23 protein-coding genes are annotated in these 22,903 nt (G+C 63.9%); 10 read left to right on the top strand and 13 right to left on the bottom strand.

Going from position 1 to position 22,903, the window contains the following annotated elements:
• From hpaE to VAPA_RS11120, 8 genes are all read right to left on the bottom strand, one after another.
• Positions 1 to 1,461 (bottom strand): 5-carboxymethyl-2-hydroxymuconate semialdehyde dehydrogenase, encoded by a 1,461-nt coding sequence (gene hpaE / locus VAPA_RS11155; protein ID WP_021006881.1) that lies wholly within the window; start codon positions 1,459 to 1,461, stop codon positions 1 to 3.
• A gap of 3 nt (positions 1,462 to 1,464) precedes the next feature.
• Positions 1,465 to 2,202 carry a fumarylacetoacetate hydrolase family protein gene (locus tag VAPA_RS11150; RefSeq protein ID WP_021006880.1) on the bottom strand — a complete coding sequence of 246 codons (738 nt, stop codon included), beginning with the start codon at positions 2,200 to 2,202 and terminating at the stop codon, positions 1,465 to 1,467.
• Positions 2,199 to 2,885: a fumarylacetoacetate hydrolase family protein gene (locus VAPA_RS11145; RefSeq protein WP_021006879.1), complete on the bottom strand. Its 687-nt coding sequence runs from the start codon at positions 2,883 to 2,885 to the stop codon at positions 2,199 to 2,201. Before VAPA_RS11145 ends, VAPA_RS11150 begins: the two co-directional genes overlap by 4 nt.
• A 13-nt stretch (positions 2,886 to 2,898) precedes the next feature.
• On the bottom strand, positions 2,899 to 4,320 hold the full coding sequence (locus tag VAPA_RS11140) for an aldehyde dehydrogenase family protein (protein ID WP_021006878.1): 1,422 nt from the start codon (positions 4,318 to 4,320) through the stop codon (positions 2,899 to 2,901).
• A complete protein-coding gene (locus VAPA_RS11135) occupies positions 4,317 to 6,005 on the bottom strand; it encodes a thiamine pyrophosphate-dependent enzyme (protein WP_021006877.1) in 1,689 nt (562 codons plus the stop codon). Before VAPA_RS11135 ends, VAPA_RS11140 begins: the two co-directional genes overlap by 4 nt.
• 2 nt (positions 6,006 to 6,007) lie before the next feature.
• A complete protein-coding gene (locus VAPA_RS11130) occupies positions 6,008 to 6,982 on the bottom strand; it encodes a Bug family tripartite tricarboxylate transporter substrate binding protein (RefSeq protein WP_021006876.1) in 975 nt (324 codons plus the stop codon).
• A gap of 18 nt (positions 6,983 to 7,000) precedes the next feature.
• Positions 7,001 to 7,996 carry a Bug family tripartite tricarboxylate transporter substrate binding protein gene (locus VAPA_RS11125; protein WP_021006875.1) on the bottom strand — a complete coding sequence of 332 codons (996 nt, stop codon included), beginning with the start codon at positions 7,994 to 7,996 and terminating at the stop codon, positions 7,001 to 7,003.
• Positions 7,997 to 8,337: 341 nt separating this feature from the next.
• A complete protein-coding gene (locus tag VAPA_RS11120) occupies positions 8,338 to 9,102 on the bottom strand; it encodes an IclR family transcriptional regulator (RefSeq protein ID WP_021006874.1) in 765 nt (254 codons plus the stop codon).
• A 151-nt stretch (positions 9,103 to 9,253) separates the two neighbouring features.
• On the opposite strand from VAPA_RS11120, the gene VAPA_RS11115 reads away from it, so the two are divergent.
• The 10 genes from VAPA_RS11115 to VAPA_RS11075 are packed head-to-tail and all read left to right on the top strand — an operon-like array spanning position 9,254 to position 18,267.
• Positions 9,254 to 10,255 (top strand): FAD-binding oxidoreductase, encoded by a 1,002-nt coding sequence (locus VAPA_RS11115; RefSeq protein ID WP_021006873.1) that lies wholly within the window; start codon positions 9,254 to 9,256, stop codon positions 10,253 to 10,255.
• A 20-nt stretch (positions 10,256 to 10,275) separates the two neighbouring features.
• On the top strand, positions 10,276 to 11,643 hold the full coding sequence (locus VAPA_RS11110) for an aromatic ring-hydroxylating oxygenase subunit alpha (protein WP_021006872.1): 1,368 nt from the start codon (positions 10,276 to 10,278) through the stop codon (positions 11,641 to 11,643).
• A 7-nt stretch (positions 11,644 to 11,650) separates the two neighbouring features.
• Complete coding sequence (locus VAPA_RS11105; protein ID WP_021006871.1) at positions 11,651 to 12,445, top strand: SDR family NAD(P)-dependent oxidoreductase; 795 nt, start codon at positions 11,651 to 11,653, stop codon at positions 12,443 to 12,445.
• Positions 12,446 to 12,466: 21 nt separating this feature from the next.
• Positions 12,467 to 13,048, top strand: coding sequence for a 3-phenylpropionate/cinnamic acid dioxygenase subunit beta (locus VAPA_RS11100; RefSeq protein ID WP_021006870.1), 582 nt, complete (start codon positions 12,467 to 12,469; stop codon positions 13,046 to 13,048).
• A 13-nt stretch (positions 13,049 to 13,061) separates the two neighbouring features.
• The gene (locus VAPA_RS34850; RefSeq protein WP_021006869.1) at positions 13,062 to 13,238 is read left to right on the top strand and encodes a hypothetical protein; all 177 of its coding nucleotides are present in this window, start codon (positions 13,062 to 13,064) and stop codon (positions 13,236 to 13,238) included.
• On the top strand, positions 13,235 to 13,975 hold the full coding sequence (locus VAPA_RS11095) for a class II aldolase/adducin family protein (protein WP_021006868.1): 741 nt from the start codon (positions 13,235 to 13,237) through the stop codon (positions 13,973 to 13,975). Before VAPA_RS34850 ends, VAPA_RS11095 begins: the two co-directional genes overlap by 4 nt.
• A gap of 4 nt (positions 13,976 to 13,979) precedes the next feature.
• Positions 13,980 to 15,437, top strand: coding sequence for an NAD-dependent succinate-semialdehyde dehydrogenase (locus VAPA_RS11090; protein ID WP_021006867.1), 1,458 nt, complete (start codon positions 13,980 to 13,982; stop codon positions 15,435 to 15,437).
• Positions 15,438 to 15,461: 24 nt separating this feature from the next.
• Positions 15,462 to 17,156 carry an FAD-dependent oxidoreductase gene (locus tag VAPA_RS11085; protein WP_021006866.1) on the top strand — a complete coding sequence of 565 codons (1,695 nt, stop codon included), beginning with the start codon at positions 15,462 to 15,464 and terminating at the stop codon, positions 17,154 to 17,156.
• 3 nt (positions 17,157 to 17,159) lie between these two features.
• Positions 17,160 to 17,969, top strand: a complete 810-nt coding sequence (locus tag VAPA_RS11080; protein ID WP_021006865.1) for an aldolase/citrate lyase family protein — start codon at positions 17,160 to 17,162, stop codon at positions 17,967 to 17,969.
• 7 nt (positions 17,970 to 17,976) lie between these two features.
• Complete coding sequence (locus VAPA_RS11075; RefSeq protein WP_021006864.1) at positions 17,977 to 18,267, top strand: alpha-hydroxy-acid oxidizing protein; 291 nt, start codon at positions 17,977 to 17,979, stop codon at positions 18,265 to 18,267.
• 254 nt (positions 18,268 to 18,521) lie between these two features.
• Here VAPA_RS11075 and VAPA_RS11070 read toward each other — a convergent pair whose 3' ends face one another.
• The 5 genes from VAPA_RS11070 to VAPA_RS11050 form a co-directional block, all read right to left on the bottom strand.
• Positions 18,522 to 19,259, bottom strand: coding sequence for an amino acid ABC transporter ATP-binding protein (locus tag VAPA_RS11070; RefSeq protein WP_021006863.1), 738 nt, complete (start codon positions 19,257 to 19,259; stop codon positions 18,522 to 18,524).
• A gap of 101 nt (positions 19,260 to 19,360) precedes the next feature.
• On the bottom strand, positions 19,361 to 20,047 hold the full coding sequence (locus VAPA_RS11065) for an amino acid ABC transporter permease (protein ID WP_021006862.1): 687 nt from the start codon (positions 20,045 to 20,047) through the stop codon (positions 19,361 to 19,363).
• Between the two features lie 3 nt (positions 20,048 to 20,050).
• A complete protein-coding gene (locus VAPA_RS11060) occupies positions 20,051 to 20,782 on the bottom strand; it encodes an amino acid ABC transporter permease (protein ID WP_021006861.1) in 732 nt (243 codons plus the stop codon).
• 24 nt (positions 20,783 to 20,806) lie between these two features.
• Entirely contained in the window at positions 20,807 to 21,718 is a 912-nt protein-coding gene (locus tag VAPA_RS11055; RefSeq protein ID WP_021006860.1) for an amino acid ABC transporter substrate-binding protein, read from the bottom strand.
• Positions 21,719 to 21,941: 223 nt separating this feature from the next.
• Positions 21,942 to 22,889, bottom strand: coding sequence for a LysR family transcriptional regulator (locus VAPA_RS11050; protein WP_021006859.1), 948 nt, complete (start codon positions 22,887 to 22,889; stop codon positions 21,942 to 21,944).
• Positions 22,890 to 22,903: the final 14 nt, after the last annotated feature.

Genomic DNA, 22,903 nt, shown 5'->3' with positions numbered 1-22,903 from the left:
TCAGGCTCCCCAGTGCGGAATGTGGTGCGAGCCCATCGACACCGCAACGTTCTTCGGTTCGCAGAACACCTCGTAGCTCCAGGTGCCGCCCTCGCGGCCCGTGCCCGAGGCCTTGGTGCCGCCGAAGGGCTGGCGCAGGTCGCGCACGTTCTGGCTGTTGACGAAGCACATGCCGGCTTCTACGGCAGCGGCCACGCGATGCGCCTTCCCGATGTTCTCGGTCCACACGTAGCTGCTCAGGCCGTAGGGGATGTCGTTGGCGAGTTCGATGGCGTGCGCCTCGTCCTTGAACGGGATCAGGCAGGCGACCGGGCCGAAGATCTCGTCCTGCGCGATCTTCATGCGGTTGTCGACGTCGGCAAAGACGGTGGGCATCACGTAGTTGCCCTTCTTCACACGGTCCGGCAGGTTCGATGGCGCCTCGAGGCCGCCGCACAGCAGCGTCGCGCCTTCCTTCGGGCCGAGTTCGATGTAGCTGCGCACCTTGGCCAGGTGGGCCTGCGAAATCATCGGCCCGACGATGGTCTTCTCGTCGAGCGGGTCGCCCACCGTGATGCGCCTCGCGCGCTCGGCGAACTTCGCGGCGAAGTCGGCGTAGATCGACTGCTGCACCAGGATGCGCGAGCCGGCGGTGCAGCGCTCGCCGTTGTTGCTGAAGATCATGAACACGGCCGCGTCGAGCGCGCGGTCGAGGTCGGCGTCCTCGAAGATCACGAACGGGCTCTTGCCGCCGAGTTCCATGCTGAACTTCTTCAGGCCCGCGCTCTTCACGATGCGGTTGCCCGTGGCGGTGGAGCCGGTGAACGAAATCGCGCGCACGTCGGGGTGCGCCACCAGCGGCTCGCCGGCCTCCTTGCCGTAGCCGTGCACCAGGTTCAGCACGCCGGGCGGGATGCCCGCTTCGAGCGCCAGCTCGCCCAGCCGTGCGGCCGTGAGCGGCGAGAGCTCGCTCATCTTCAGCACCGCCGTGTTGCCGAAGGCCAGGCAGGGCGCGACCTTCCAGGTGGCCGTCATGAAGGGCACGTTCCACGGACTGATCAGCGCGCACACGCCCACCGGGTGGAACAGCGTGTAGTTCAGGTGCGTGGGCGTGGGGTAGGTGTGGCCGTCGACGCGCGTGCACATCTCGGCGAAGTAGTAGAAGTTGTCGGCCGCGCGCGGGATCAGCTGCTTGCCGGTCTGTGCGATGACCTGGCCGCAGTCGTCGGTCTCGGTCTGCGCGATCTCGGGCACGTGCTTGGCGATCAGGTCGCCGAGCTTGCGGATCAGCTTGGCGCGCTCGGGCGCGGGCAGGCCGGCCCACTTCGGGAAGGCCTCCTTGGCGGCGGCCACGGCCGCGTTCACTTCGGCCTCGCCGCCGGAGGCGACTTCGGCCAGCACCTCCTGCGTGGCGGGGTTGACGGTTTCGAAGTAGTCGGTGCTCTTGACCGCCTTGCCGTTAATCAAATGTTCGATGCGCATGATTCACTCGATGAAGTTGATGAGGGTGCCGATGCCTTCGATGTCGGTGACGACACGGTCGCCGGACTTGCAGTCCGCGACGCCCTCGGGCGTGCCGGTGAGGATCACATCGCCAGGATTCAGGGTCATGAATCCGGACAGGTACTCGATCAGTCCGGCGATGTCGAGAACCATGTCGCGGGTGTTGCCGTCCTGCGTGAGCTTGTCGTTCACCCAGGTCCGCAGCCGCAGGTTCATCGGATCGGGTACATCCGCCTTGTCGACCAGCCACGGGCCGATCGGCGTGCAGGCGTCGCGGTTCTTGACCCGCAGATTAGGGCGGTAGAAGTTCTCGAGGTAGTCGCGGATCGCGTAGTCGTTGGCCACTGTGTAGCCGCGGACCACGTCATGGGCGCGCTCCCGCGGCACGTTCTTGCAGGTCTTGCCGATCACGACGGCGAGCTCGCATTCGTAGTGCATGAACGTCGCGTCCGCGGGCCGATGCGTCACGCTGCGGTGGCCGGTGAGCGCATTCGGTCCTTTCAGGAACACCAGCGGTTCCTCCGGCGCCTTCTGGAATTTCAGCTCACGGACGTGGTCCGCGTAGTTGAGACCCAGCGCGAAGATCGTCCCGAACTCGGCGGGTGGCAGCCAGGTCACCTGCTCCTCGCGCAGTTCGGTTCCATCGGGAAGTCGCACGCCGTTGGCGCACGGTGTGGCCGTCAGTGTCCGGCCTTCGTAGACAACGCGCGCCTGTCTCATCGTTCTTCTCCTGCATTGCCCTCGGATACGAATGTGTGGGAGAGCTTTCCGAGCCCAGGCACCTCCAGTTCGACGCGATCACCCGGTCGCGCGAGGGGAGCGCCTTCCGGAGGGCCGACCAGCAGCACGTCGCCGACTTCCAGGGTCATGAACTCGGTGACGTCCGCGATCAAGCGGGACAGCGGACGGACAAGCCCGGTGAAATCGCGCTCGTGGACCTGCTCTCCGTTGACCCTCACCCGCAGTGTGGCAACAGCCAGATCGAACCCTTGTGCCGGTACGGCTTCGCTCATGGGGCAGAACCGGTCGCGGCAACGAAGCTGGATCGACGGCCGGTAGTAGTTCTCGTGCGGCAGCGTGATGTCGCTGACCACGCGATAGCCGCTCACGTAGTCGAGCGCCTGCGCCTCTGACACCTTCGTCGCCCGGCGGCCGATGACGGCACCTACGGTCGCATCGATGCGGACTGCGCCAGCTTGCGAGGGAATTGCGACCGCAGCGCCCTCCCCTGCGAACGTGTTGCGTGGCTTGACATAGAGGACGGTCGCTTTCGGCGCAGCCTTGTAGGGCGGCTGGTTGAACGCCTCGGCGAGTCTTTCGACAGTGGCGCGATCGTTGAGCAGCGCTCCGTACACGGTACCGGGAGCATCGCCCGCGGCAAGAGATGAGTTGGTGAGTGACATGGGAATCCGTGGGTCAGGCCGCACCATGCAGCGATCGATAGTTGAGAAGGTCTTCGATGCCGAAGCGGCCGTTCTCGCGGCCAAAACCGGAAAGCCCCCAGCCTCCGAACGGCGTGGCGAGGTTCTGGGCCGCCCCATTGATCACGACCTGGCCGGTACGCATGCGGCGAGCAAATTCGGTGGCGCGTATGGCGTCGCGCGACCACACCGCGCCCGAGAGACCGTAGCGACTCGCGTTCGCGAAGTCCGCGGCCTCCTCTTCACTCTGGTAGGGAATCAGCGCCAGGACCGGGCCGAACACCTCTTCCTGCGCGATCTCCATTTCCGGACGGACATCGCCAAACAGCGTGGGTTGTACATACCAGCCCTGCCCGAGCCCGGCCGGTGGCTGTGCTCCACCTGCGAGCAGTTGCGCTCCTTGCTCTTGCGCTCGGCCGATCATTCGGCGCACCCGCCGCAGCTGACCCTCGGTCGCGACCGGGCCCAGCCGCGTGGCGTCTTCCAGGGGATCGCCCAACGGCCAGCCGGCGATCGCGTTGCGCAAGCGCTCGACGATCTGCGGTACGAGCCGGGCCGGCGCGATCAGCCGCGACTGGCTCACGCAGGCCTGTCCGGAGTTCGCCATGCTCAGGCGTACGACAGCGGGTATCGCGGCGTCGAGGTCGGCGTCCTCGAGCAACACGGCGGCCGACTTGCCGCCGAGTTCGAGGGTGACCGGCTTCAATCCCTGTGCCGCGTTCGCCATGATCTTTCGGCCGACATCGGTCGACCCGGTGAAACTGATGCGATCCACCTGCGGATGGGTGGTCAATTGCTCGCCGACGGACGCTCCGCCCCACACCATGTTCACCACGCCGGCGGGCAGACCGCAGGCATGGACCGCTTCCATGAACAACTGCGCCGCTCCCGGCGCGACTTCGCTGGGCTTCAGGATCACACTGCAACCCGCACCGATCGCCGCAGCCACCTTCGCCACGATCTGGTGCAGCGGAAAGTTCCACGGCGTGATCGCCACGACCACCCCCGCCGGAACGCGTTCGACGATGCCGTTGCCGATGGTCTCGCGCCACTGGACCTGCGCCAGCCCTTCGATGGCAAACGCCAGGCCTTTCAGCGGCATCGGCAACTGCATCAGGCGACCGAGCCAGGCCGGACAGCCCATCTCCTCGGCCAAAGTCTGCGTCGCGGCTTCGGCGCGAGACTCGAGTTCGCGATGCAAGTGCTGCAGCGCACCGCACCGCTCGTCGATGCTGCTCGCCGACCAGGCGCGAAATCCGGCGCGCGCGCTGCGCACGGCACGCTCGACGTCGTGCGCGGAACACGCGACCACATCGCCGATGCGCGCACCCTGCGAGGGGCTGATGAGCGCCATCCGGTCCGCCCCCGTGCATTCGAGGAACTGCCCGTCGGCGTAGAAATGCGTGTAGCACTTCACCGCAACACCTCGTCGAGCGGATTGGCCGGGGCGGCCGGGCCGCTCATGCCCTTCATCGGCTGCAGGCGCAGCAGATGCCACGGGCTGGGGACCACGCCGATCTTGACCTCGATCAGCACCGGGCCGGCATTGGTGTTGGCCTCCTTGAGCGCCGCACGCAGCGCTGCGGGATTGTCGGCGTGCGCATAGGCCACGCCGAAGGCCTTGGCCAGGAGTTCAAAGTCCGGATTTGCGAGTTCGACCGCCACCTCCGCGCCGAACTCTCGCTTCTGGATGGCGCGCACGTTGCCGTAGTGGCCGTCGTTGAAGACGACCAGCGTGATCGGCAGGCGGTAGCGCTGCGCCGTGGCGAGTTCCTGCAGGTTCCAGCCGAAACCGCCGTCGCCAGTGATGGACACGACGCGCCGCCCCCCGCTCGCCACTGCAGCGCCGAGCGCCACGGGAAACCCGTAGCCCAGCGTTCCCTGGTAGCCGGGACCGATGTAGGTACGCGGCCCATAGACTGGAAAGGCAATGCGGGCCAGGTAGCCGACCTGCGTCAGTTCATTGACGAAGATCGCATCCTCGGCCATCGATTCGCGCAACGCCGCGACGTAGGCGGCCTGCGGCTGCACGGCGTCGATCTGCGCCTGTGCCCAATCCTTGACGCGCTTGCAATCTGCTACCGACAGCGCCTGACGCTTGGCGAGGCGATCGGCGAGTTCTGGCAGGACCCGTGCTGCGTCCGCCGCGATCGCCACCTCCGGTGTGCGGGGCAACCCGAGGTCGTCAGGATCGATATTGATGTGGATGTAGCGAATGCCGCTGGCCGTCCACGACGCTGTGGGGGTCAGCGCGTCGACGAAGCGGCTGCCAACCACCAGGACCACGTCGGCATGCTGGAAGACGGCGCGGCCGGCCAGCGCATTCATCGCAAGCGGATGCCGATCGCTGAGCGCGCCGCGCCCGTTGTCGCTCATGACGACGGGCGCGCCGATCTTTTCCGCCAGATGCTGCAGATGCCCGGTGGCGTCGCTGGCGAAGATCCCGCCTCCCACATAGATCACAGGCAGTTTGGCAGCGTTCAACAGGGCGGCGGCCTTGTCCAGCAGTTCGGTACTCGGCGCGGCCGGTTCAGGTTCGCTCACCGGCGATGGCGCGATGGCTTCCGCAGGGACAGCGGAACTCAGGTAGTCGTGGGGAACCTCGATGCCGACGGGGCGCGGGCGCCCTGACGCCAGCTGGGCGAACGCCGCATCGAATGCGGGTGCGACGTCCGCGGAAGACGTGACGAGATGGTTCCATTTCGTGAGGCCTCGCACGAACCCGGTCTGGTCCTTGATCTCGTGCAGCAAACCGCAGCCTCTGCCCAGACCAGTGGAGTGGATCTGCCCCGCAATGAACAGTACCTTGGAGTTCGATGCATAGGCGGTCGACAACCCGGCTCCCGCATTCAGCGCGCCCGGACCTGGCACGACCATGGCCGCCCCTACCTTGCCAGAAACACGGTAGTAGCCGTCGGCCATGTATGTCGTGGTCTGCTCGTGGCGCGGGATGTACAGGCGTACCTCGTTGCTACGCTGGCGCAGCGCGTCCACGGCCCAGTCCAGCTGGATGCCGGGAATCATGAAGAGGTCACGCACGCCGTGACGCACGAGGCTTTCTACCAGGGCTTGGCCGCCCGTCATTGATTTGGAAGTTTGCATGTTCATTTCTGCGGTGAAGGAAGCTTGGCCACCACGGCCGCCCATTTTTTCGACTCGCCGGCGATGAACTCGCCGAACGCCTTGCCGTCCATGAAAACCGGCTCCGCCGCGAGACCGATCAGTTGCGCCTGCACTTCGGGCTTTGCCATGATGGTCTTCAACTCGTTCGACAAACGCGCCGTCACGGCTGGCGGCGTCTTTGCTGGGGCGAAGAGCCCCATCCACGCGGGCGCGGCATATCCCGGCACGCCTTCTTCGGCAATCGTGGGGATCTCTGGCGCGATCTTGCTGCGGCTTGCACTGGTCACGCCCAGTGCTGCGAGCTTGCCTGCCTTGATGTGCGGATAGGCCGAGGTCAGGTCCACAACGGCCGCGGGCACCTGACCGCCAAGCAGGTCACTCACCGCCGGAGCGCTGCCCCGGTATGCGACCGCAGTCATCGGGACCTTCGCCATCGACGCCAGCAATTCGCCTGAGAGATGCTGCGCGGTGTATTGGCCCGGCGTCGCGTAGGACAGCCCCCCCGGCGTTGCGCGCGCCTGGTTCAGGAAGGCTTTCAAGCTGCTTTGCCCCACACTCGCGCCGGCGACCACCACCAGCGGGATGTCCGCAACCTTGGCGACTGCCACCAGATCCCTCTCGGGCTTCAGCGGAGGTGCATCCGGCAGATGCGGATTGATGGCAATGGCGCCAGTCGCCCCCATGCCGAGCGTGTAGCCGTCCGCTGGCGCTTTCGCGAGGGCGATGAGACCCAGTGCGCCACCGGCACCCGGCTTGTTGTCGACGACCACAGGCTGGCCCAGCGCTTGCGACAACTCTCGCGCGACGATTCGCGCAATGCCGTCGGCCGATGCGCCCGGAGCGAATGGAACGATCAGCGTCACAGGCTTGCCTGGGAAAGTTTGCGCATGCGCGCACACCGTCGTCAGGGCTGCGAGTGCCAATGCGCCCAGTACGCGTGAAGAGGAAGCGAACATCTGTTGTCACCTTGATCGTTATTCGGGCTGGATGTTTGCGGTCTTGGCGACCCGGGTCCATCGCTCGATGTCGGCCGCGATGCGGCGTCCCAGCGCGGCCGATTCCGCATTCCCCGGATCAAGACCGAGCGCATGCATCTTCTCGACCGTGTCCTTCTCCTTGAGGATTTCAGAGGTCGCCGAGCGCAACTTGGCGAGCACGGATTCGGGCGTGCCCTTCGGTGCCATCAGGGCCGTCCAGATCGGGGTGTCGTAGTCGGGATAGCCTGCCTCCGCGATGGTGGGCACATCCGGCAGCGCCGCGGAGCGCTTGGCGGTGGTGACGGCAAGGGCCTTCAGCTTGCCTGCCTTGACCTGCGTGATGACCGCGGGACTGTCCAGCACGCCGACCTGGATCTCGCCGCCGAGCAGGCCGGCCACCACGGGGCCGGAGCCCTTGTAGAGGATGTGATTGAACTTCAGGCCCGCGGCTGCGGTAAGGGTTTCTGCCACCAGCACGAACGAGGTCGTCGGCGTCCCATGGTCGAGTTTGCCGTCCTTCGAGGTCTTGGAAAACTGCACCAGTTCCGCAAAGTTCTTCACCGGCAGCGAGACAGGGACCGTGACGACGAGCGGGAAGGATCCCAGCAGCGCCACGGGCTCGAAGTCCTTGACCGGGTCGTACGGTAGGCCCTTCATCAAAATCGGATTGGTCGTCAGGCCACCACTCGAAGAGACGAGCAACGTGTATCCGTCGGGCTTGGACTTGGCCACGAAGTCATTGCCGATCGCGGAGTTGGCTCCCGGCTTGTTCTCCACCACGACGCCCTGCTTCAGCTTGTCCTGCAGCCTGGCGGCGACCAGACGCGCGAGGATGTCGTTGGTGCCGCCGGGCGCGAAGCCGACCACGATCTTCACGGGACGATCCGGGTATGCCGCCTGGGCGAGAGAGTTCGCGCCGGGAGCGGCAAGGAAGGCCAAAGCCATGAGCGCCAACAAGCGGCGCCTGGACGGAAATCGAACGGGCTGGGTCATGCAAATGTCTCCGATAGGTTGTGATGGAACGGATGAACGGGTGTGCCCGCCTTCTTGTGTCTGTCTTGTGCATGTCCACGTGTCGGACAATAGGTCCATTATACGGACTTGCCTCGAGAGTGGTCAACCCGGATCTCGGCCACGCTGCCATTGGCTCGCGGTCGTCAAGAAATTCCAGGGGAGGCGCAGACCAACAGATCAAAGAAAAAGCCCGCGCGGCCATGCGACCGCGCGGGCTTTTGAAGCAGAAAGAGGTCGCCCGACGCCGCACGCGTCGAGCTGCGGTCACGCTATCACCCGCGCCCGCGAAAAATGCAATTCAGGAGAGTCAGAGATCGAGTTCAGGTCGCGACGCCAGCGAAGCCCAGGGCTTCGGAGAGCTTGGCCGACTCATCGATCAGCAGGCGAGCGATCTGCTGCTGGCGCGTCGCGTTCAGCCTGACCTCCGGTCCGTAGACACCCATCGATCCGGCAACGCGTCCGCTGCGGTCGAAGAATGGCGCCGCCACCGCAACGGCGCCCTCGATGAGTTCGCTGCGGCTGGTCGCATAGCCGCGCTTGCGCGTCTGTGCGAGCTCCGCATCCAATTCCTTTATCTGCACGCCACTGCCCTGGACATACTTGCGGATTTCCTGCGAGCTCAGATCCAGAAACGCGAGGATGGCGCGCCCGGTCGCTCCTCGAACGATCTTCTCGGTGTATCCCACGCCACGCCTGAAGCTCAATGGATGGGGACTGGGAAGCTCGGCGATGCAAGTGCGCAGTTCCCCACGCGGGACGTACAGCGAAACCGATTCACTGGTTTCCTGCCAGATCCTTCGCAGCACCGGCTCCGCGATGCTCGCCAGATCGATGCCTGCCGTCCAGACATGCGCCAGCTTCGCCACCGCTGGCCCCAAGCGAAACCGCTGAGGTTCGCCGACCGAGGCCAGGAAGCCATGCTCCTGGAGCGTGTAGAGCAGCCGATACAGGGTGGGACGCGACAAGTCGACTCGCTTCAGCAGTTCCGCTGCCGACAGTTCGTAGTCCTGCGGCGTGAAGGCCAGCAGGATCTCCAGCGCCCGACCCACCGCGCGAACGTTGTCGCCTTTTTCCGTTTCACTCATTCAGACATTCCCGTGCATTGAACCCGAAGCCTCGATTGTCCACCACACGGACAGGTTGACATCATTCAAAAATAGTCCATACAATGGATTCTTAGTCCACTGTTCGGACAAAAACTTCGAACGCCAATCAACACCCCCCGCGAGGTCCCCCTTGACCACGATCATCCCAGTGACGCTGCTTTTTTCGGACGGCGTTTCACGCCGTCTCCAGGTGCCATGCGGCCACAACCTGGTTGAGTCCGCGACAGCCTCCGGACTCAACCTGCTGACCGATTGTTCCAATGGGCAGTGCGGCACCTGCACCGCCCAATTGGTCTCCGGAAATGTGGACATGCAGGAGTACGACCCCAGCGTGCTGCCGGACGAAGACCGTGACGAAGGGGTGGTGTTGCCCTGCGTGTGCAACATCACCGCGCCGTGCGCCATCGAGTTCCCCTACGACTCGACGGAGGCGTTGACGGAAGAACCAGCCCCGATGCCGGCGGAAGTCACGGCCGTCGATCAGGTCGCCAGCGAAATCGTTCGCCTCGAACTGACGGTCGGAGAGAAGATCGCGTTCGAGCCCGGCCAATATGTCCGGATTCATCCGCGGGGAACCGAGGTTGCGCGCTCGTACTCGATGGCGAACGCTCCGGGAACAGACCGGCTCGAGTTCTTCGTGCGGATCGTGCCCGAGGGTGCGTTCTCATCGTGGCTCGCCAACGCCAAGATTGGTGATGCGGTGGACATCAGTGCGCCTCACGGCACGTTCTTCCTGCGGCACGAAAGCCGGCCCCGCTTGTTCGTTGCAGGGGGCACCGGCTTGGCCCCGTTCCTGTCCATGCTGCGGACCGCCGCCGTCGAGTCCACCACGCCGCAGCCACGCACCACCGTGGTCATCGGTGCGCGAACGCACGGCCATCTGATCGCCATGGACGAACTGGAGCAACTCCGCGTCAGCATGCCGGGCGTGGCGATCCATCTTGCCGTCGAACAAGGCGACGGCCCCGCTGCCCACCGTGGGTACCCCACCGACCTGATTGCGCAACTGGAACTGGATGCGGACACGCGCGTGTATCTGTGCGGCCCCCCGCCCATGGTCGAAGCCGGTAGGTCGGCCGCCGAATCCGTCGGACTGCCGCGCAAGGAAGTCCTTTGCGAACGTTTCACCTGAACCTTCAAGAGAGAGAGACGATGATCCCCATCACCACCGAATCGCGCTACAACGCCATGATCAACCTGCGCAAGGGCTTGATCAGCCGCGAGATCTTCTCCGACAAGGAAGTCTTCGAAGAGGAACTCGAGAAGGTCTTCACCCGCTCCTGGCTGTTCGTTGGCCACGAAAGCCAGATCCCCAACCCCGGCGACTACTTCACCTCCCGCATGGGCGCGGAATCGGTGATTCTGGCGCGCGACAAAAAGAAGAAGATCCACGTCTTCCTCAACTCGTGCCGACATCGCGGGATGAAGGTCTGCCAGTACGACCATGGCAACACCCAGCTCTTTACCTGCCCGTATCACAGCTGGAGCTACACCACGGAAGGCAAGCTGTTCGGGGTGCCGCAGTTCAAGAGCCTGTACGAGGGCTGCCTCGACAAGGAGGAATGGTCCCTGATCGAAGTGCCGAAGATGGAGATCTACAAAGGCACTGTATGGGCCAGCTGGGACAAGGATGCACCGGACTTCCTGACCTACCTCGGCGGGGCCAAGGCCCACCTGGACCTCGCACTTGACGCACGCGACGGCCGCGAGGGCGGCTCGGAAGTGCTCTTCGGCGTCCACAAGTGGATCATCCCGTGCAACTGGAAATTCGCAGCGGAGAATTTTCTGGGCGACACGTACCACAACGTCAGCCATCGCTCGGTGGATCTGATCGGCATCGGCCCGAGTGCCGAAGCCGGAGTGAAAGGACGTCGCGACAATGAGCTCGAGAAAGCGCAACACGTGTGGGCGAACTTCCCGGCGGGTCATGGCGTTCACAGCGCCCTGATGCCCGAGAACACTGAGTTCGTCGATACCTACCGCGACAACCCGGTCATCGCAGAGTACTTCCGGCACTGCTTCGAGGAACGCAAGCGCCGGCTCGGCACGGAGCGAAACCGCCTGGTGCCGTTTGTCGGCACGATCTTTCCCAACGTGTCCTTTCACGGGACCCAGCCTCGCAACCTGTGCGTGTGGCACCCGCACGGCCCGGAGGCGACGGAAGCCTGGCGCTTCTTCCTGGTGGACGCCGACGCACCGCAGGAAGTAAAGGACTTCCTGCGCAAGTACTACATGCGCTATTCCGGACCTGCGGGCATGACCGAGCAGGACGACATGGAAAACTGGAACTATGCGACCGCTGGCAGCCGCGGCGTGATCGCCAAGCGCTATCCCTACAACTACCAGCAGTCCCTGGGCAAGGTGGAGGTCGACAAACTGGTGCCGGGCAACGTCAGCACGCAAGTGAGCGAAGAAAACCCGCGCCAGTTCTACCGCCGCTGGCGCGACTACATGAACGGCGCCGACTGGAACACCCTGCTGGGCCGCCACGACAACCAGCCTGCCAGCTTTGCCGAGTGAGCCGCAGATGAGCGTCATCATCGTCACGGGGGGCACCTTCGGCCTCGGCCAATCCATCACCGTGGAACTGGCCCGCCGCGGCCATCAGGTCGTCGCCTTCGGCTTGTCGCAGCCGCAGGTATCCAGCACGGCCCAAGGCACCGACGGCCTCCTTGGAGAACTCGACAAGGCCGGATGCAAGGCGGACATCCTCGAAGCGGACGTCTCCCTGGCGGCGGACGTCGAGCGGGTCGTGCAGCACACGCTGCAGCGCTACGGAGCCATCCATGGGTTGGTGAACAACGCGGCGATCGGCCCCCTGGGCACTGTGGTCGACACGCCCGAGGAACTGTTCACGCGCATCATCGACGTGAACCTGAAGGGGACCTATCTTGCGAGCCGCGCGGTCATCCCGCACATGAAGCGCCAGGGCGGAGGCTCCATCGTCAATATCGGCTCCGGTGCCGGCTATGGCAAGCCGAACATGGCAGCCTACGCAGCAAGCAAAGGGGCCATCCTGGCTCTCAGTACTGCCATGGCCTACGACCACTTTCACGACCACATCCGTGTCAATGTCGCCATTCCTGGCGGCGGAGGCATCGTGTCGGGGATGAGCGTCGGGCGAGTCGGCGGAGACGTGACGACCTTCACCAGCCGGCCGGTGCCCGGAACTGCCGCCGGCCGCCCTGCGACGGGCCGAGACCTTGCATACGCCGTGGCCTTCCTCCTTTCCGATGAGGCCGAGACCGTGTCGGGCACGGTGCTGGATGTCGGTTGCTTCGCCAGCCAGGGCGGCCCGGTTCCATCCAAATCCTCACACTGAATATCACTGGAGAGAACAAACATGTCCGAGATTGCTGAAGTCGCTGTGCCGGCCCCTGCGAGGCTGCCCCGGGACGCGCGCTACTACGAGATCAAGCGGGAAATAGAGGAATTCCTCTTCGACGAGGCCAACCTGCTCGACGAGCGCCGCTTCAAGGAATGGCTGGAGACGCTCGCGGAAGACCTCGAGTACTTCATGCCACTGACGTTCAACGTCAAGTTTGGCGAGCACGCGGCTCGGGAGAACACCACGCGCGAAAAACACATGAGCTGGTTCAACGAGGGCAAGTGGACCCTCACGAAGCGCGCCGAGCAAATCCTCACGGGCGTGCACTGGGCCGAGGAGCCGTTGTCGCGCGTCTGTCGCCTGGTCTCCAACGTGCAGTTGAGCGGGATCGCGACGAACGCAGCGGGCGAAGAAGAGGTCTCGGTGTCGAGCCGGTTCCTGATCTACCAGAACCGCTGCGAACACGAGCAGTACTTCTTCGTGGGCGATCGCCGCGACGTGATCCGCAGGACCGCTTCAGGCTGGAAGCTCGCGAAGCGCGAAATCCAGATCCATCAAAACGTGCTGCTTGCCAAGAACCTGACCGTCTTCTTCTGAAAGAAATATCAAAATGATCAATCTCATGACCGTGGAGCCAGGTCAGAAGCTGCGGCTCAAGGACGGCACCATCGCCGAAGTGGTGGAGAACATCGGCGACGGGATCTGGGTACAGGCGCGCCGCGCCGGCGACAGTGAAGAAGATCTCATTCATTGCGAGGAGATCGTCGGGGCAGCGGAGGAAGAATGATGGCGCAGATGCACCCGCAGGAACGGCAGGCCCGTGTCCAACTTGCCTCCTGCTACCGGCTCTTCGACTGGCTCGGCTGGACCGAGCTGATCTTCAACCACATCACGGTGCGGGTGCCGGACACGGGCGACAGCCAGCCCCAGTACCTGATCAACCCATTCGGCCTGCACTACTCGGAAGTGACACCGGACAACCTGGTGAAGATCGGTCTTGATGGCACTGCGCTGGACGGCAGCGAGCACCCGGTGAACAAGGCCGGGTTCGTGATCCATTCGGCGCTGCACGCGGCCCGCCAGGATGCGCATTGCGTGATCCATGTGCACACCACTGCCGGTTGCGCGATCGCGTCCAAGGAAGAAGGTCTGAGGAACGACAACTTCTACAGCGCCATGCTGTATGGAGACGTTGCTTACCACGACTACGAAGGGGTGACAACCAACCTCGACGAGCAGCCGCGCCTCGTGCACTCGCTCGGAGCGCGCAACCACCTGATCCTGCGCAACCACGGCCTGCTCGCGCTCGGCCCGACCCTGCCGACCGCGTTCAACCGCCTGTGGGTACTGCAGCGCGCCTGCGAGATCCAACTCGCCGCGGACGGCGCCGCAGGGCCGAACCGCTCCATTGCCGCCGACATCCTGCGCAAGGTTCCGGAAACGCGGGTTGCGGGGCAAGCTTCCACCCATCAATTGATCTTCGATGCCATGGTCCGCCGTGCGGGCATTCACTGGAGTACCTGACACCATGCTGAAGCTGAAAGATCCCGATCTGCTGCGGAGCGCTCTTTTTATCGACGGCGCATGGGTCGGCAACGACGCAGACACCCGGATCGAGGTGCGCAATCCGGCCACAGATCAAGTGGTTGGCACTGTGCCGAATGCCGGCCATGAAGAAACCCTCCGTGCGATTGCGGCTGCGGAGCGAGCGTTCCTGCTGTGGCGCGCCACCACCGCGGAGCACCGCGCGCGCATCCTGCGCAAATGGTTCGACTTGATGATGGAGAACCAGGACGACCTGGCGCTGATCATGACCAGCGAACAGGGCAAACCGCTGGCGGAGGCCAAAGGCGAGATCGCGTATGCGGCCGCGTATGTGGAATGGTTTGCCGAAGAAGGCAAGCGCGTCTACGGCGACATGATCCCGTCGCCCTGGCCTGACAAGCGCATAGTGGTCAAGAAGGAGCCGGTGGGCGTGTGTGCTGCCATCACACCTTGGAACTTTCCTGCGGCGATGATCACACGCAAGGTCGCACCCGCACTCGCCGCCGGCTGCACCATCATCGTAAAACCAGCCAGCCAGACGCCGCTGTCCGCGCTCGCCATGGCGGAACTCGCCGCCCGCGCCGGCGTGCCGGCCGGCGCATTCAACGTGGTCACGGGGAGCGCGCGCGAGATCGGCGCGGCACTGACCACGAGCCCCATCGTCAGGAAGCTGAGCTTCACCGGCTCGACGGAGATCGGCCGCGTTCTCGCTGCACAATGCGCGCCAACGCTCAAGCGCATGTCTCTCGAGCTCGGCGGCAACGCACCCTTCATCGTTTTCGACGATGCGAATTTGGACGAGGCCGTCGCGGGCGCCATCGCCTCGAAGTACCGCAACAGCGGCCAGACCTGCGTGTGCGCCAACAGGCTGCTGGTGCAGGACGGAATCTACGCTGCCTTCACGAAGAAGCTCGCCGCGGCCGTGTCGGAACTGCGCGTCGGGAATGGTACGGAGCCGGGCACGCTGCAAGGACCGCTCATTGACAGCAACGCGCTCGCCAAGGTCGAGGAACTCGTGGGCGACGCTGTCGCGCGCGGCGCGCAGGTCGTCACGGGTGGCAAGCGCCATGCGCTCGGTGGCACCTTCTACGAGCCGACGGTGATCGCCAACGTCACCGCCGACATGAAGATCTCGAACGAAGAAATCTTTGGCCCGGTGGCGCCGCTCGTGCGCTTCAAGACGGAAGCCGAGGCCATTGCGCTCGCGAACGCAAGCGAGTTCGGCCTGGCCGCCTACTTCTTCTCGCGAGACATCGCGCGCGTATGGCGCGTAGCCGATGCCATCGAAGCAGGCATGGTCGGCATCAACACCGGCGTCATCAGCACCGCCGTCGCGCCGTTCGGCGGCGTGAAGCAGTCCGGCATGGGCCGCGAAGGCTCCAAGTACGGCATCGACGAATACGTCGACACCAAGTACCTGTGCATGGGCGGCATCGCCTGAATCCCCCTCATCCCGGACTGAAACATGAAAACTGAACTCAAGACCCGCGTCCTGATCGTCGGCGGCGGCCCCGTCGGCCTGACGATCGCCATGGACCTGGCCCAGCGCGGCATCGACGTCGTGGTCGCCGAGATCCGCCACCGCGGCGAGCCGCCGAGCGTGAAGTGCAACCACGTCTCCGCGCGCTCGATGGAGATCTTCCGCCGCCTGGGCGTGGCCAAGGCGCTGCGCGAAGCCGGCCTGCCCGCCGACTATCCCAACGATGTGGCCTACCGGACCTCGGTTACCGGCACCGAGCTTTCGCGCATTCCGATACCCGCACGCAGGGACCGCTACACCGCCACCGGCGGCCCCGACACCTGGTGGCCCACGCCCGAGCCGCCGCACCGCATCAACCAGATCTTTCTGGAGCCGGTCATCTTCGCGCACGCGGAGTCCACGGACGGTGTGCGCATCCTGAACCGCACGCAGATCGACGGCTTCGCGCAGGACGCGGAGGGCGTGGACGCGACTGGGACGAACCTCGACACCGGCGAGACCTTGGGCATCCGCTGCGACTTCATGATCGGCTGCGACGGCGGCAAGTCCATGGTCCGCAAGCAGATCGGCGCAAAGCTCAGCGGCACCGACGTGGTGGGCCGCGTCCAGTCGACCTACTTCCGCGCACCCGCCCTCCTCGGGCTGCTGAAGTACGAGCCCGCCTGGGCAACCTTCGCACTGAACACCCGCCGCAGCGGCAACCTCTATGCCATCGACGGCAAGGAGACGTGGCTGGTGCACAACTACCTCCACGCCGACGAGACCTTCGACTCCGTCGACCGCGACTGGGCGCTCCGCACGATCCTGGGCGTCGGGCCCAATTTCGAGTACGAGATCATCACCAAGGAAGACTGGATCGGGCGCCGGCTCGTCGCCGACAAGTTCCGCAACCGGCGCGTCTTTATCTGCGGCGATGCCTCGCACCTGTGGATCCCGATGGCGGGCTACGGCATGAATGCCGGTCTCGCCGATGCTATGAACCTCTCCTGGACGCTCGCCGCCTACCTGCAGGGCTGGGCGGGCGAAGGCATTCTCGATGCCTACGAGGCCGAACGGCTGCCTATCACCGAGCAGGTTTCGCAGTTCGCAATGAACCATGCACTGGCGCTGCAGGCCCAGCGGGAAGGCGTGCCGCAGGACATCGAGAAGGAGGGTCCCGAAGGCGAGGCCGTGCGCGAGGCCGCGGGCCGTGCGCTGTACGAATTGAACGTGCAGCAGTATTGCTGCGGTGGGCTGAACTTCGGCTACTTCTACGACAAGTCGCCGCTGATCGCATACGACCAGGAATCGCCTCCCGCCTACACGATGTCCGCGTTCACGCCCTCCACGGTGCCCGGCTGCCGGACGCCGCACGTCTGGCTGAAAGATGGCAGGTCGCTGTACGACGTGCTGGGCAGCGGCTACGCGATCATCCGCAAGGATCCTTCCGTGGACGTCGCTCCCCTGCTCGCCGCGGCCGAAAGGCACGGCGTCCCTATGAAGGTGGTGGATCTCGACGCGCGCGAAGGCACCGAGGTGTACGACCACGCGCTGGTGCTCTCCCGGCCCGACCAGCACGTGGCGTGGCGCGGCGATGCCTGCCCGGCCGACTGCCTGGCGCTGATCGACCGCGTTCGTGGCGCGCTCGGAAAAAGCGGACACGCTACTGTGGAAAGCTCTGCTGCGGTCATTGCGGTCTGAACGATGCAGACCCCTATCAATTCCTTCAAGCGTGCCATCGTCGAGCATCGTCCGCAGATCGGCCTGTGGCTCGGGCTTGCTGACCACTACACGGCAGAGATCTGCGCGGGCGCCGGCTTCGACTGGCTGCTGATCGACGGCGAACACTCGCCGAACGACCTGCGCACCATCCTGCAGCAGGCGCAGGCGATCGCCGCTTATCCCGAGACGCATGCGGTCGCGCGTGTGCCCATGGGTCACGGCCACGTCGGTCAGGCGCTGATCAAGCAGTACCTCGATCTGGGCATCCAGACGCTGCTCATTCCAATGGTAGACACTCCCGAGCAAGCCGCCGAGATCGTGCGCTCGATGCGTTATCCGCCCGGCGGGGTGCGAGGCATGGGCGGTGCGCGCGCCTCGCGCTGGGGCCGCTATCCGCGGTACTACCACGAGGCCAATGACCAGGTCTGCCTGCTCGTGCAGGTGGAAACGCGCGAAGCGCTCGACAATCTCGACGCGATCGCCGCCACCGACGGCGTGGACGGCGTGTTCATCGGACCGGCAGACCTGTCCGCTTCGTTGGGCCATGTTGGCAATCCCGCGCACCCCGAGGTGCAGGAAACAATTGCGTCTTCCATTGCACGCATTCGCAAAGCGGGCAAAGCCGCCGGTATCCTGACGCCCGACGAAGCGCTCGCACGCAAGTACCTCGCACTCGGGGCGGCCTACGTGGCAGTAGGTATCGACACGAGCCTGCTGGCACGCGCAACGGCATCGCTCGCGGCGCGATTCAAGACAGGTGTCGACGTGGCGCCTGCGAGCAAGATGTACTGACGCGGCAGTGCTCCACACGCTTGACGATTGCGACGCGGCAGCGCGCCAGTGCTTGCCGCGCGCGCTCTACGGCTTCGCGGCCAACGGCTCGGAGCGCGGCGCTTCGGTGCTCTCCAACACCCGCTCTTTCGAGCGCCGGGCCCTTGTGCCGCAGACGGTGGTCGACGTTTCCTCCATCTCGCAGACGCGTTCAATCGTCGGGACGAACTATGCGTCGCATTTCGGCATCGCGCCCATGGGGGTGCGCTGTTTGCATACCGCGCGGATCTCAGACTGGCCCAGGCCGCGCATGCGGTGAGCATACCCTTCGTGCTCAGCGGCGCATCGAGCGTGCCCCTGAAGCAGGTGATGGAGGTGGCCCCAGTGCAAGGGATGGACTGAAAGCCGATAGCCCACTTGCCAGCGCACATATCAGGGCCGTACCTGCTTGCGCCGCCACCGCGGCGGAACCAACTGCCGGCACGCGCCTCGGCTGCTCCGCGTGCCAACGCCACGCTGCAGCCTTCCATGCTAAGCCTTCACCATGGATCCAAACTTTTGCTTCGCAACTTCTCAGTGCTGGAGGATCTTGTTCAAGAAGTCCTTGGTGCGCGGCTGGCGGTTTTCGGGGTGGCTGAAGAACTCGTCCTTCGGGCAGTCTTCGAGGATCTTGCCGCCCACGTCGATGAAGATCACGCGGCTCGCGACCTTGCGCGCAAAGGCCATTTCGTGCGTGACCACCATCATGGTCATGCCGTCCTTGGCCAGGCTCACCATCACGTCGAGCACTTCGCCGACCATTTCGGGGTCGAGCGCCGAGGTGGGCTCGTCGAACAGCATCACGATCGGGTCCATGCTGAGCGCACGGGCAATGGCCACGCGCTGCTGCTGGCCGCCCGAGAGCTGGCCCGGGAACTTGTCCTTGTGCGCCATCAGGCCCACGCGGTCGAGCATCTTGAGGCCGCGGGTCTTGGCTTCCTCGGGGCTGCGGCCCAGCACCTTGATCTGGGCGATCGTGAGGTTCTCGGTGACCGACAGGTGCGGGAACAGCTCGAAGTGCTGGAACACCATGCCGACCTTGGAGCGCAACTTGGGCAGGTTGGTCTTGGGGTCGTGCAGCGGAATGCCGTTGACGGTGATCTCGCCCTTCTGGAAGGGTTCGAGCGCGTTCACGGTCTTGATGAGCGTGGACTTGCCCGAGCCCGACGGCCCGCACACCACCACCACGTCGCCCTTGGAGATGCTCACCGAACAATCGTTGAGCACCTGCACCGGGCCATACCACTTCGATACTTCCTTGATTTCAATCACTGCACTTTTTCCACTCCAACTTGAAGTTCACACATTCCATCCCCTCGATAGAGGGCGTGACCCAGCAAAGCAATTAAGGCTTCCGGGCGTGCAGATTCCAATCAGTGATTCAACTTTCGCTGTAAAGCCCTTACGCCGCTGGATGCGACAAAGGAAATGACAAAGTAAACCACGGCCACCAGGACATACATCTCTACCAGACGGTTGTCGCGCTGCGCAAATTTGGATGCCAAACCGAACATGTCCGAAAGCGACAGCACATAGACCAACGAGGTGTCCTGAAACAGAACAATCAGCTGTGTCAGCAGGACCGGCAGCATCTTGCGCAGCGCCTGCGGCAGCACGACATAGCACATCACACCACTGCGACCCATGCCCAGCGCTCGAGCCGCGGCTGCCTGCCCGGGCGCCACCGACTGGAGGCCCGCGCGGACGATCTCAGAGAAGTACGCCGCCTCAAACATGGTGAAAGTTACATAGGCCGAGAGGGTCGCACCAACCTGGACAGGTCTCGGCGCGCCGAAGACCCATGCTCCGATATAGGGCATCAGAACGTAGAAGCTGAAGATCCCCAGCACCAACGGTACTGCCCGGAATAGGTTTGCGTAGGCCGTGCCAATGGCATTGATCACCGAATTCGAGCTGACGCGCATCAGTGCGATCAAGGTACCCAACACCAAGCCAGCTGCGCCAGCAACGAGCGTGAGTTTCAAGCTGAAGGACAGGCCGTCAAGCAGCAGGTATGGCAACGCATGCCAGATCGCGCCGAAGTCAAACGTGGAGAACACGGTCTACCTTCCGCCGCTGTAGCCGGGCATTGCGATATACCGCTCGACCCGCCGCATTGCCATCAACATCGCCATGTTCACGACGAAGTAGATCGCCAGTGCTGCAGAGAATGCTTCGAACACCTGGAACGAGAACTCCTGCATCGCATTGGCCTGAGCCGTCAGTTCCGACAGTCCGATGGTGAGCGCGACGGACGTGGCCTTGACGGTGTTCGTCAGGTCCGTCGTGAGCGTCGGCCAGATGACGCGGTAAGCCCTCGGCAGAAGCACGTGACGGTACATCTGGAAAATAGTGAAACCCACGGCCTTGGCGGCCATCGACTGGCCAGACGGAAGAGATTCGATGCCACTGCGAACCTGCTCGGCCACGCGCGCAGACATGTACAGGCCGATGCCTATCACGGCAGCCCAGAACGATGCGCTCGGCAACTGCTTGACCCAGCGTGCCAGGTCCGGTGGCAGAAGCTCTGGCAGAACGAAATACCAGAGAAAGAGCTGGACGATAAGTGGGATGTTGCGGAAGATTTCCACGTAGCAACGCCCCGCGATACGCACAGCCGCGAACGGCAGCGTCCGGGCAACGCCCACCGCGGTCCCGAGAAGCACCGCCAGCACGCAAACCAAGCCCGTCGTTGCCAAGGTCCACTGCATACCGGTCAAGAGAAGATGCAGATAGCTCCCCTCCCCCGTGGGCGACTGCTCGAACAGGACGCGCCAATTCCAGTTGTAGTTCATCGTCCTGCCCCTGTGGGTTCAGCTTCAGTACGCCGCGGGGTCGATCGAATCGGTCGGCTTGGCGAACGCCTTCTTCAGCCCGGCGCTCATCGGGAAGTTCAGCGTGATGTTCTTCGGCGGAATCGGCTTCATGAACCACTTGTTGTAGGTTTCGATGGCTGCAGGCGTCGCGAAATAGTTGGCCAGCGCTTTGTCGACCACTCGCTTGAATTCCGGATCATCGCGCCGCATCACCAGGCCGTAGGGTTCGACGGGCGCAAATGCATCTGTCGAAATGGCATACGCGTCGGCATCCGCCGAGGCGGCAATGAAGCTCGCCAGCAGGATGTCATCGGTGACCAATGCGACCGCGCGGTCCGTGGACAGCATGAGGAATGCTTCGGCCATCGTCTTGGCGCCGACAATTCGAATGCCCAGATCGCGCTTGGTATTGGCTTCATTGAGCTGAACGATGTTGTTGGTGCCGGCGATCGAAACGACGGTCTTTCCCTTGAGGTCGGTGATCGTCTTCAAGCCGCTTTGCTTCTTGTAGGCGAAGGTGGTCGCCGTCAAGAAAGTGGTGTTGCTGAAGGCGACCTGTTGTTGTCGGGCGGCGTTGTTGGTGACGCTGCTGCAGTCGAGGTCTACCGTCCCGTTCGCGAGCAGCGGGATCCGTGTCTGCGCAGTCACGAGCTGCGTCTTGACGTCGATGGCCTTCAAACCCACCGCGATCTTGATGGCGCCAACGACCTGGTTGCACAGATCGAGCGAGTAGCCCATGACCTTCTGGTTGTCGTCGATGTAGGAGAAAGGCAGCTGGTTGTCCCGCACGCTCAGCGTGATGGATCCGGTTTCTGCGATCTTCTTGAGCGTGCTGGTGGCGTTCTGCCCGCTTGCCTGTGTCGTTCCCAATGCGAGGGCCGCCAGCGTCAGGGCACCGAAAAACTTCGAGATCATGTTCATCCTTCAAGGGTGTAGGGACAGGGCGTGACACCTGGTCATCGCGCATGGCGATGAGGATCACTGGGTCAACGACCTCTCGGGCGTCAACCTAGCGGCACGAATAGTCCTGGAAACACCGAGCGGCGTCCATGCATTCGCCAACATCATGATCACCTTTGGCGATCATGGGCGGCGACGCCGGAATCGCTTTGGCGAACGACCTCCGCGCGGAGGTTCTCTAAACCCTGCCGCTATCGATGCCTGGCGGGTGCGACGGCAACGCGGCGCGCATGCGTGAGAAAGATTTCAGCATCGACACCAGCACACGCGCTTCCTCGCTCAGTCTGCGACTTGCCTTGGAAATCACCGCGATGCTGTAGTACCGGTTCTTCTGCTCGTCGACGCGGATCTCAGTGAGCAAGCTCTTCGTCAACGGATGCTCAAGGAGCGTGATCGGCAAGCGAGCGACACAGTCGGACTCCAGCAGCATCGAAACGGCTCCGAACAGCGAGTCACAAACGGCTGCAAGTCGCGGTCTTCCGAGTTGTTGCTCCAGGAAGAGTTCCTTGATGCTTTCGTCGTCGATGCCGGCTCGCCGGGGGCTGCCAACGACCACCCACTCCAAATCGGCGAGATCCCGGATCGAGGTCACGTTTCTTCGCGGATGACCACGCCGCGCGAAGATGGTCGCGTTCGACTTGTACAACAAGTCGATCCGCAGATCGTGCGCCTCCAACGATTCGGGAATCCTGGTGACGGCAAGCTCGATCCTGTTGTCCCGGATCGCCGCCAACAGTTCGGAGCTCGAGCTCTGCGACATGTGGATGGCGACGTCAGGAAACCTCTTGCGAAAATCGGCCAGTACCGCGGGTGTCAGTTGCAAGGATGGCTCGATGGAAACACCGAGGGATACGGAGGTCACTTGCGATTTCAGGCGGCGAAGCCAGTCTTCAGCCCTCTCGGACTCAAGGAGCACGGCCTGCGCGTGCGAGAGAAAAATTTCGCCCTGCGCACTCAGGGCAATTCCCTTGGCCGTTCGATCAATCAGGACGATCGAATGCTCCTCCTCAAGCCGCGCCACACTTTTGGTGAGTCCAGCCTGCGCCACATTAAGGGCGCGCGCCGCTGCCCGGAAACCTCCGTGCTGAACGACCGCCATCAGGTCGCGCAGTTGTTGCAGTGTCATAGCTCACTCTTCTC

The sequence above is a fragment of the Variovorax paradoxus B4 genome (assembly GCF_000463015.1).
In the GTDB taxonomy this organism is placed as follows: domain Bacteria; phylum Pseudomonadota; class Gammaproteobacteria; order Burkholderiales; family Burkholderiaceae_C; genus Variovorax; species Variovorax paradoxus_E.
The sequence above is the reverse complement of the archived record's forward strand: the minus strand, read 5'-3'. Positions and strand labels throughout refer to the sequence as shown.

Bases quoted from the DNA above. Each gene is read 5' to 3' on its own strand.
- hpaE (WP_021006881.1), bottom strand. From the start codon at position 1,461: ATGCGCATCGAACATTTGATTAACGGCAAGGCGGTCAAGAGCACCGAC.
- VAPA_RS11150 (WP_021006880.1), bottom strand. From the start codon at position 2,202: ATGAGACAGGCGCGCGTTGTCTACGAAGGCCGGACACTGACGGCCACA.
- VAPA_RS11145 (WP_021006879.1), bottom strand. From the start codon at position 2,885: ATGTCACTCACCAACTCATCTCTTGCCGCGGGCGATGCTCCCGGTACC.
- VAPA_RS11135 (WP_021006877.1), bottom strand. From the start codon at position 6,005: ATGCAAACTTCCAAATCAATGACGGGCGGCCAAGCCCTGGTAGAAAGC.
- VAPA_RS11130 (WP_021006876.1), bottom strand. From the start codon at position 6,982: ATGTTCGCTTCCTCTTCACGCGTACTGGGCGCATTGGCACTCGCAGCC.
- VAPA_RS11125 (WP_021006875.1), bottom strand. From the start codon at position 7,996: ATGACCCAGCCCGTTCGATTTCCGTCCAGGCGCCGCTTGTTGGCGCTC.
- VAPA_RS11120 (WP_021006874.1), bottom strand. From the start codon at position 9,102: ATGAGTGAAACGGAAAAAGGCGACAACGTTCGCGCGGTGGGTCGGGCG.
- VAPA_RS11110 (WP_021006872.1), top strand. From the start codon at position 10,276: ATGATCCCCATCACCACCGAATCGCGCTACAACGCCATGATCAACCTG.
- VAPA_RS11105 (WP_021006871.1), top strand. From the start codon at position 11,651: ATGAGCGTCATCATCGTCACGGGGGGCACCTTCGGCCTCGGCCAATCC.
- VAPA_RS11100 (WP_021006870.1), top strand. From the start codon at position 12,467: ATGTCCGAGATTGCTGAAGTCGCTGTGCCGGCCCCTGCGAGGCTGCCC.
- VAPA_RS34850 (WP_021006869.1), top strand. From the start codon at position 13,062: ATGATCAATCTCATGACCGTGGAGCCAGGTCAGAAGCTGCGGCTCAAG.
- VAPA_RS11095 (WP_021006868.1), top strand. From the start codon at position 13,235: ATGATGGCGCAGATGCACCCGCAGGAACGGCAGGCCCGTGTCCAACTT.
- VAPA_RS11090 (WP_021006867.1), top strand. From the start codon at position 13,980: ATGCTGAAGCTGAAAGATCCCGATCTGCTGCGGAGCGCTCTTTTTATC.
- VAPA_RS11085 (WP_021006866.1), top strand. From the start codon at position 15,462: ATGAAAACTGAACTCAAGACCCGCGTCCTGATCGTCGGCGGCGGCCCC.
- VAPA_RS11080 (WP_021006865.1), top strand. From the start codon at position 17,160: ATGCAGACCCCTATCAATTCCTTCAAGCGTGCCATCGTCGAGCATCGT.
- VAPA_RS11060 (WP_021006861.1), bottom strand. From the start codon at position 20,782: ATGAACTACAACTGGAATTGGCGCGTCCTGTTCGAGCAGTCGCCCACG.
- VAPA_RS11055 (WP_021006860.1), bottom strand. From the start codon at position 21,718: ATGATCTCGAAGTTTTTCGGTGCCCTGACGCTGGCGGCCCTCGCATTG.
- VAPA_RS11050 (WP_021006859.1), bottom strand. From the start codon at position 22,889: ATGACACTGCAACAACTGCGCGACCTGATGGCGGTCGTTCAGCACGGA.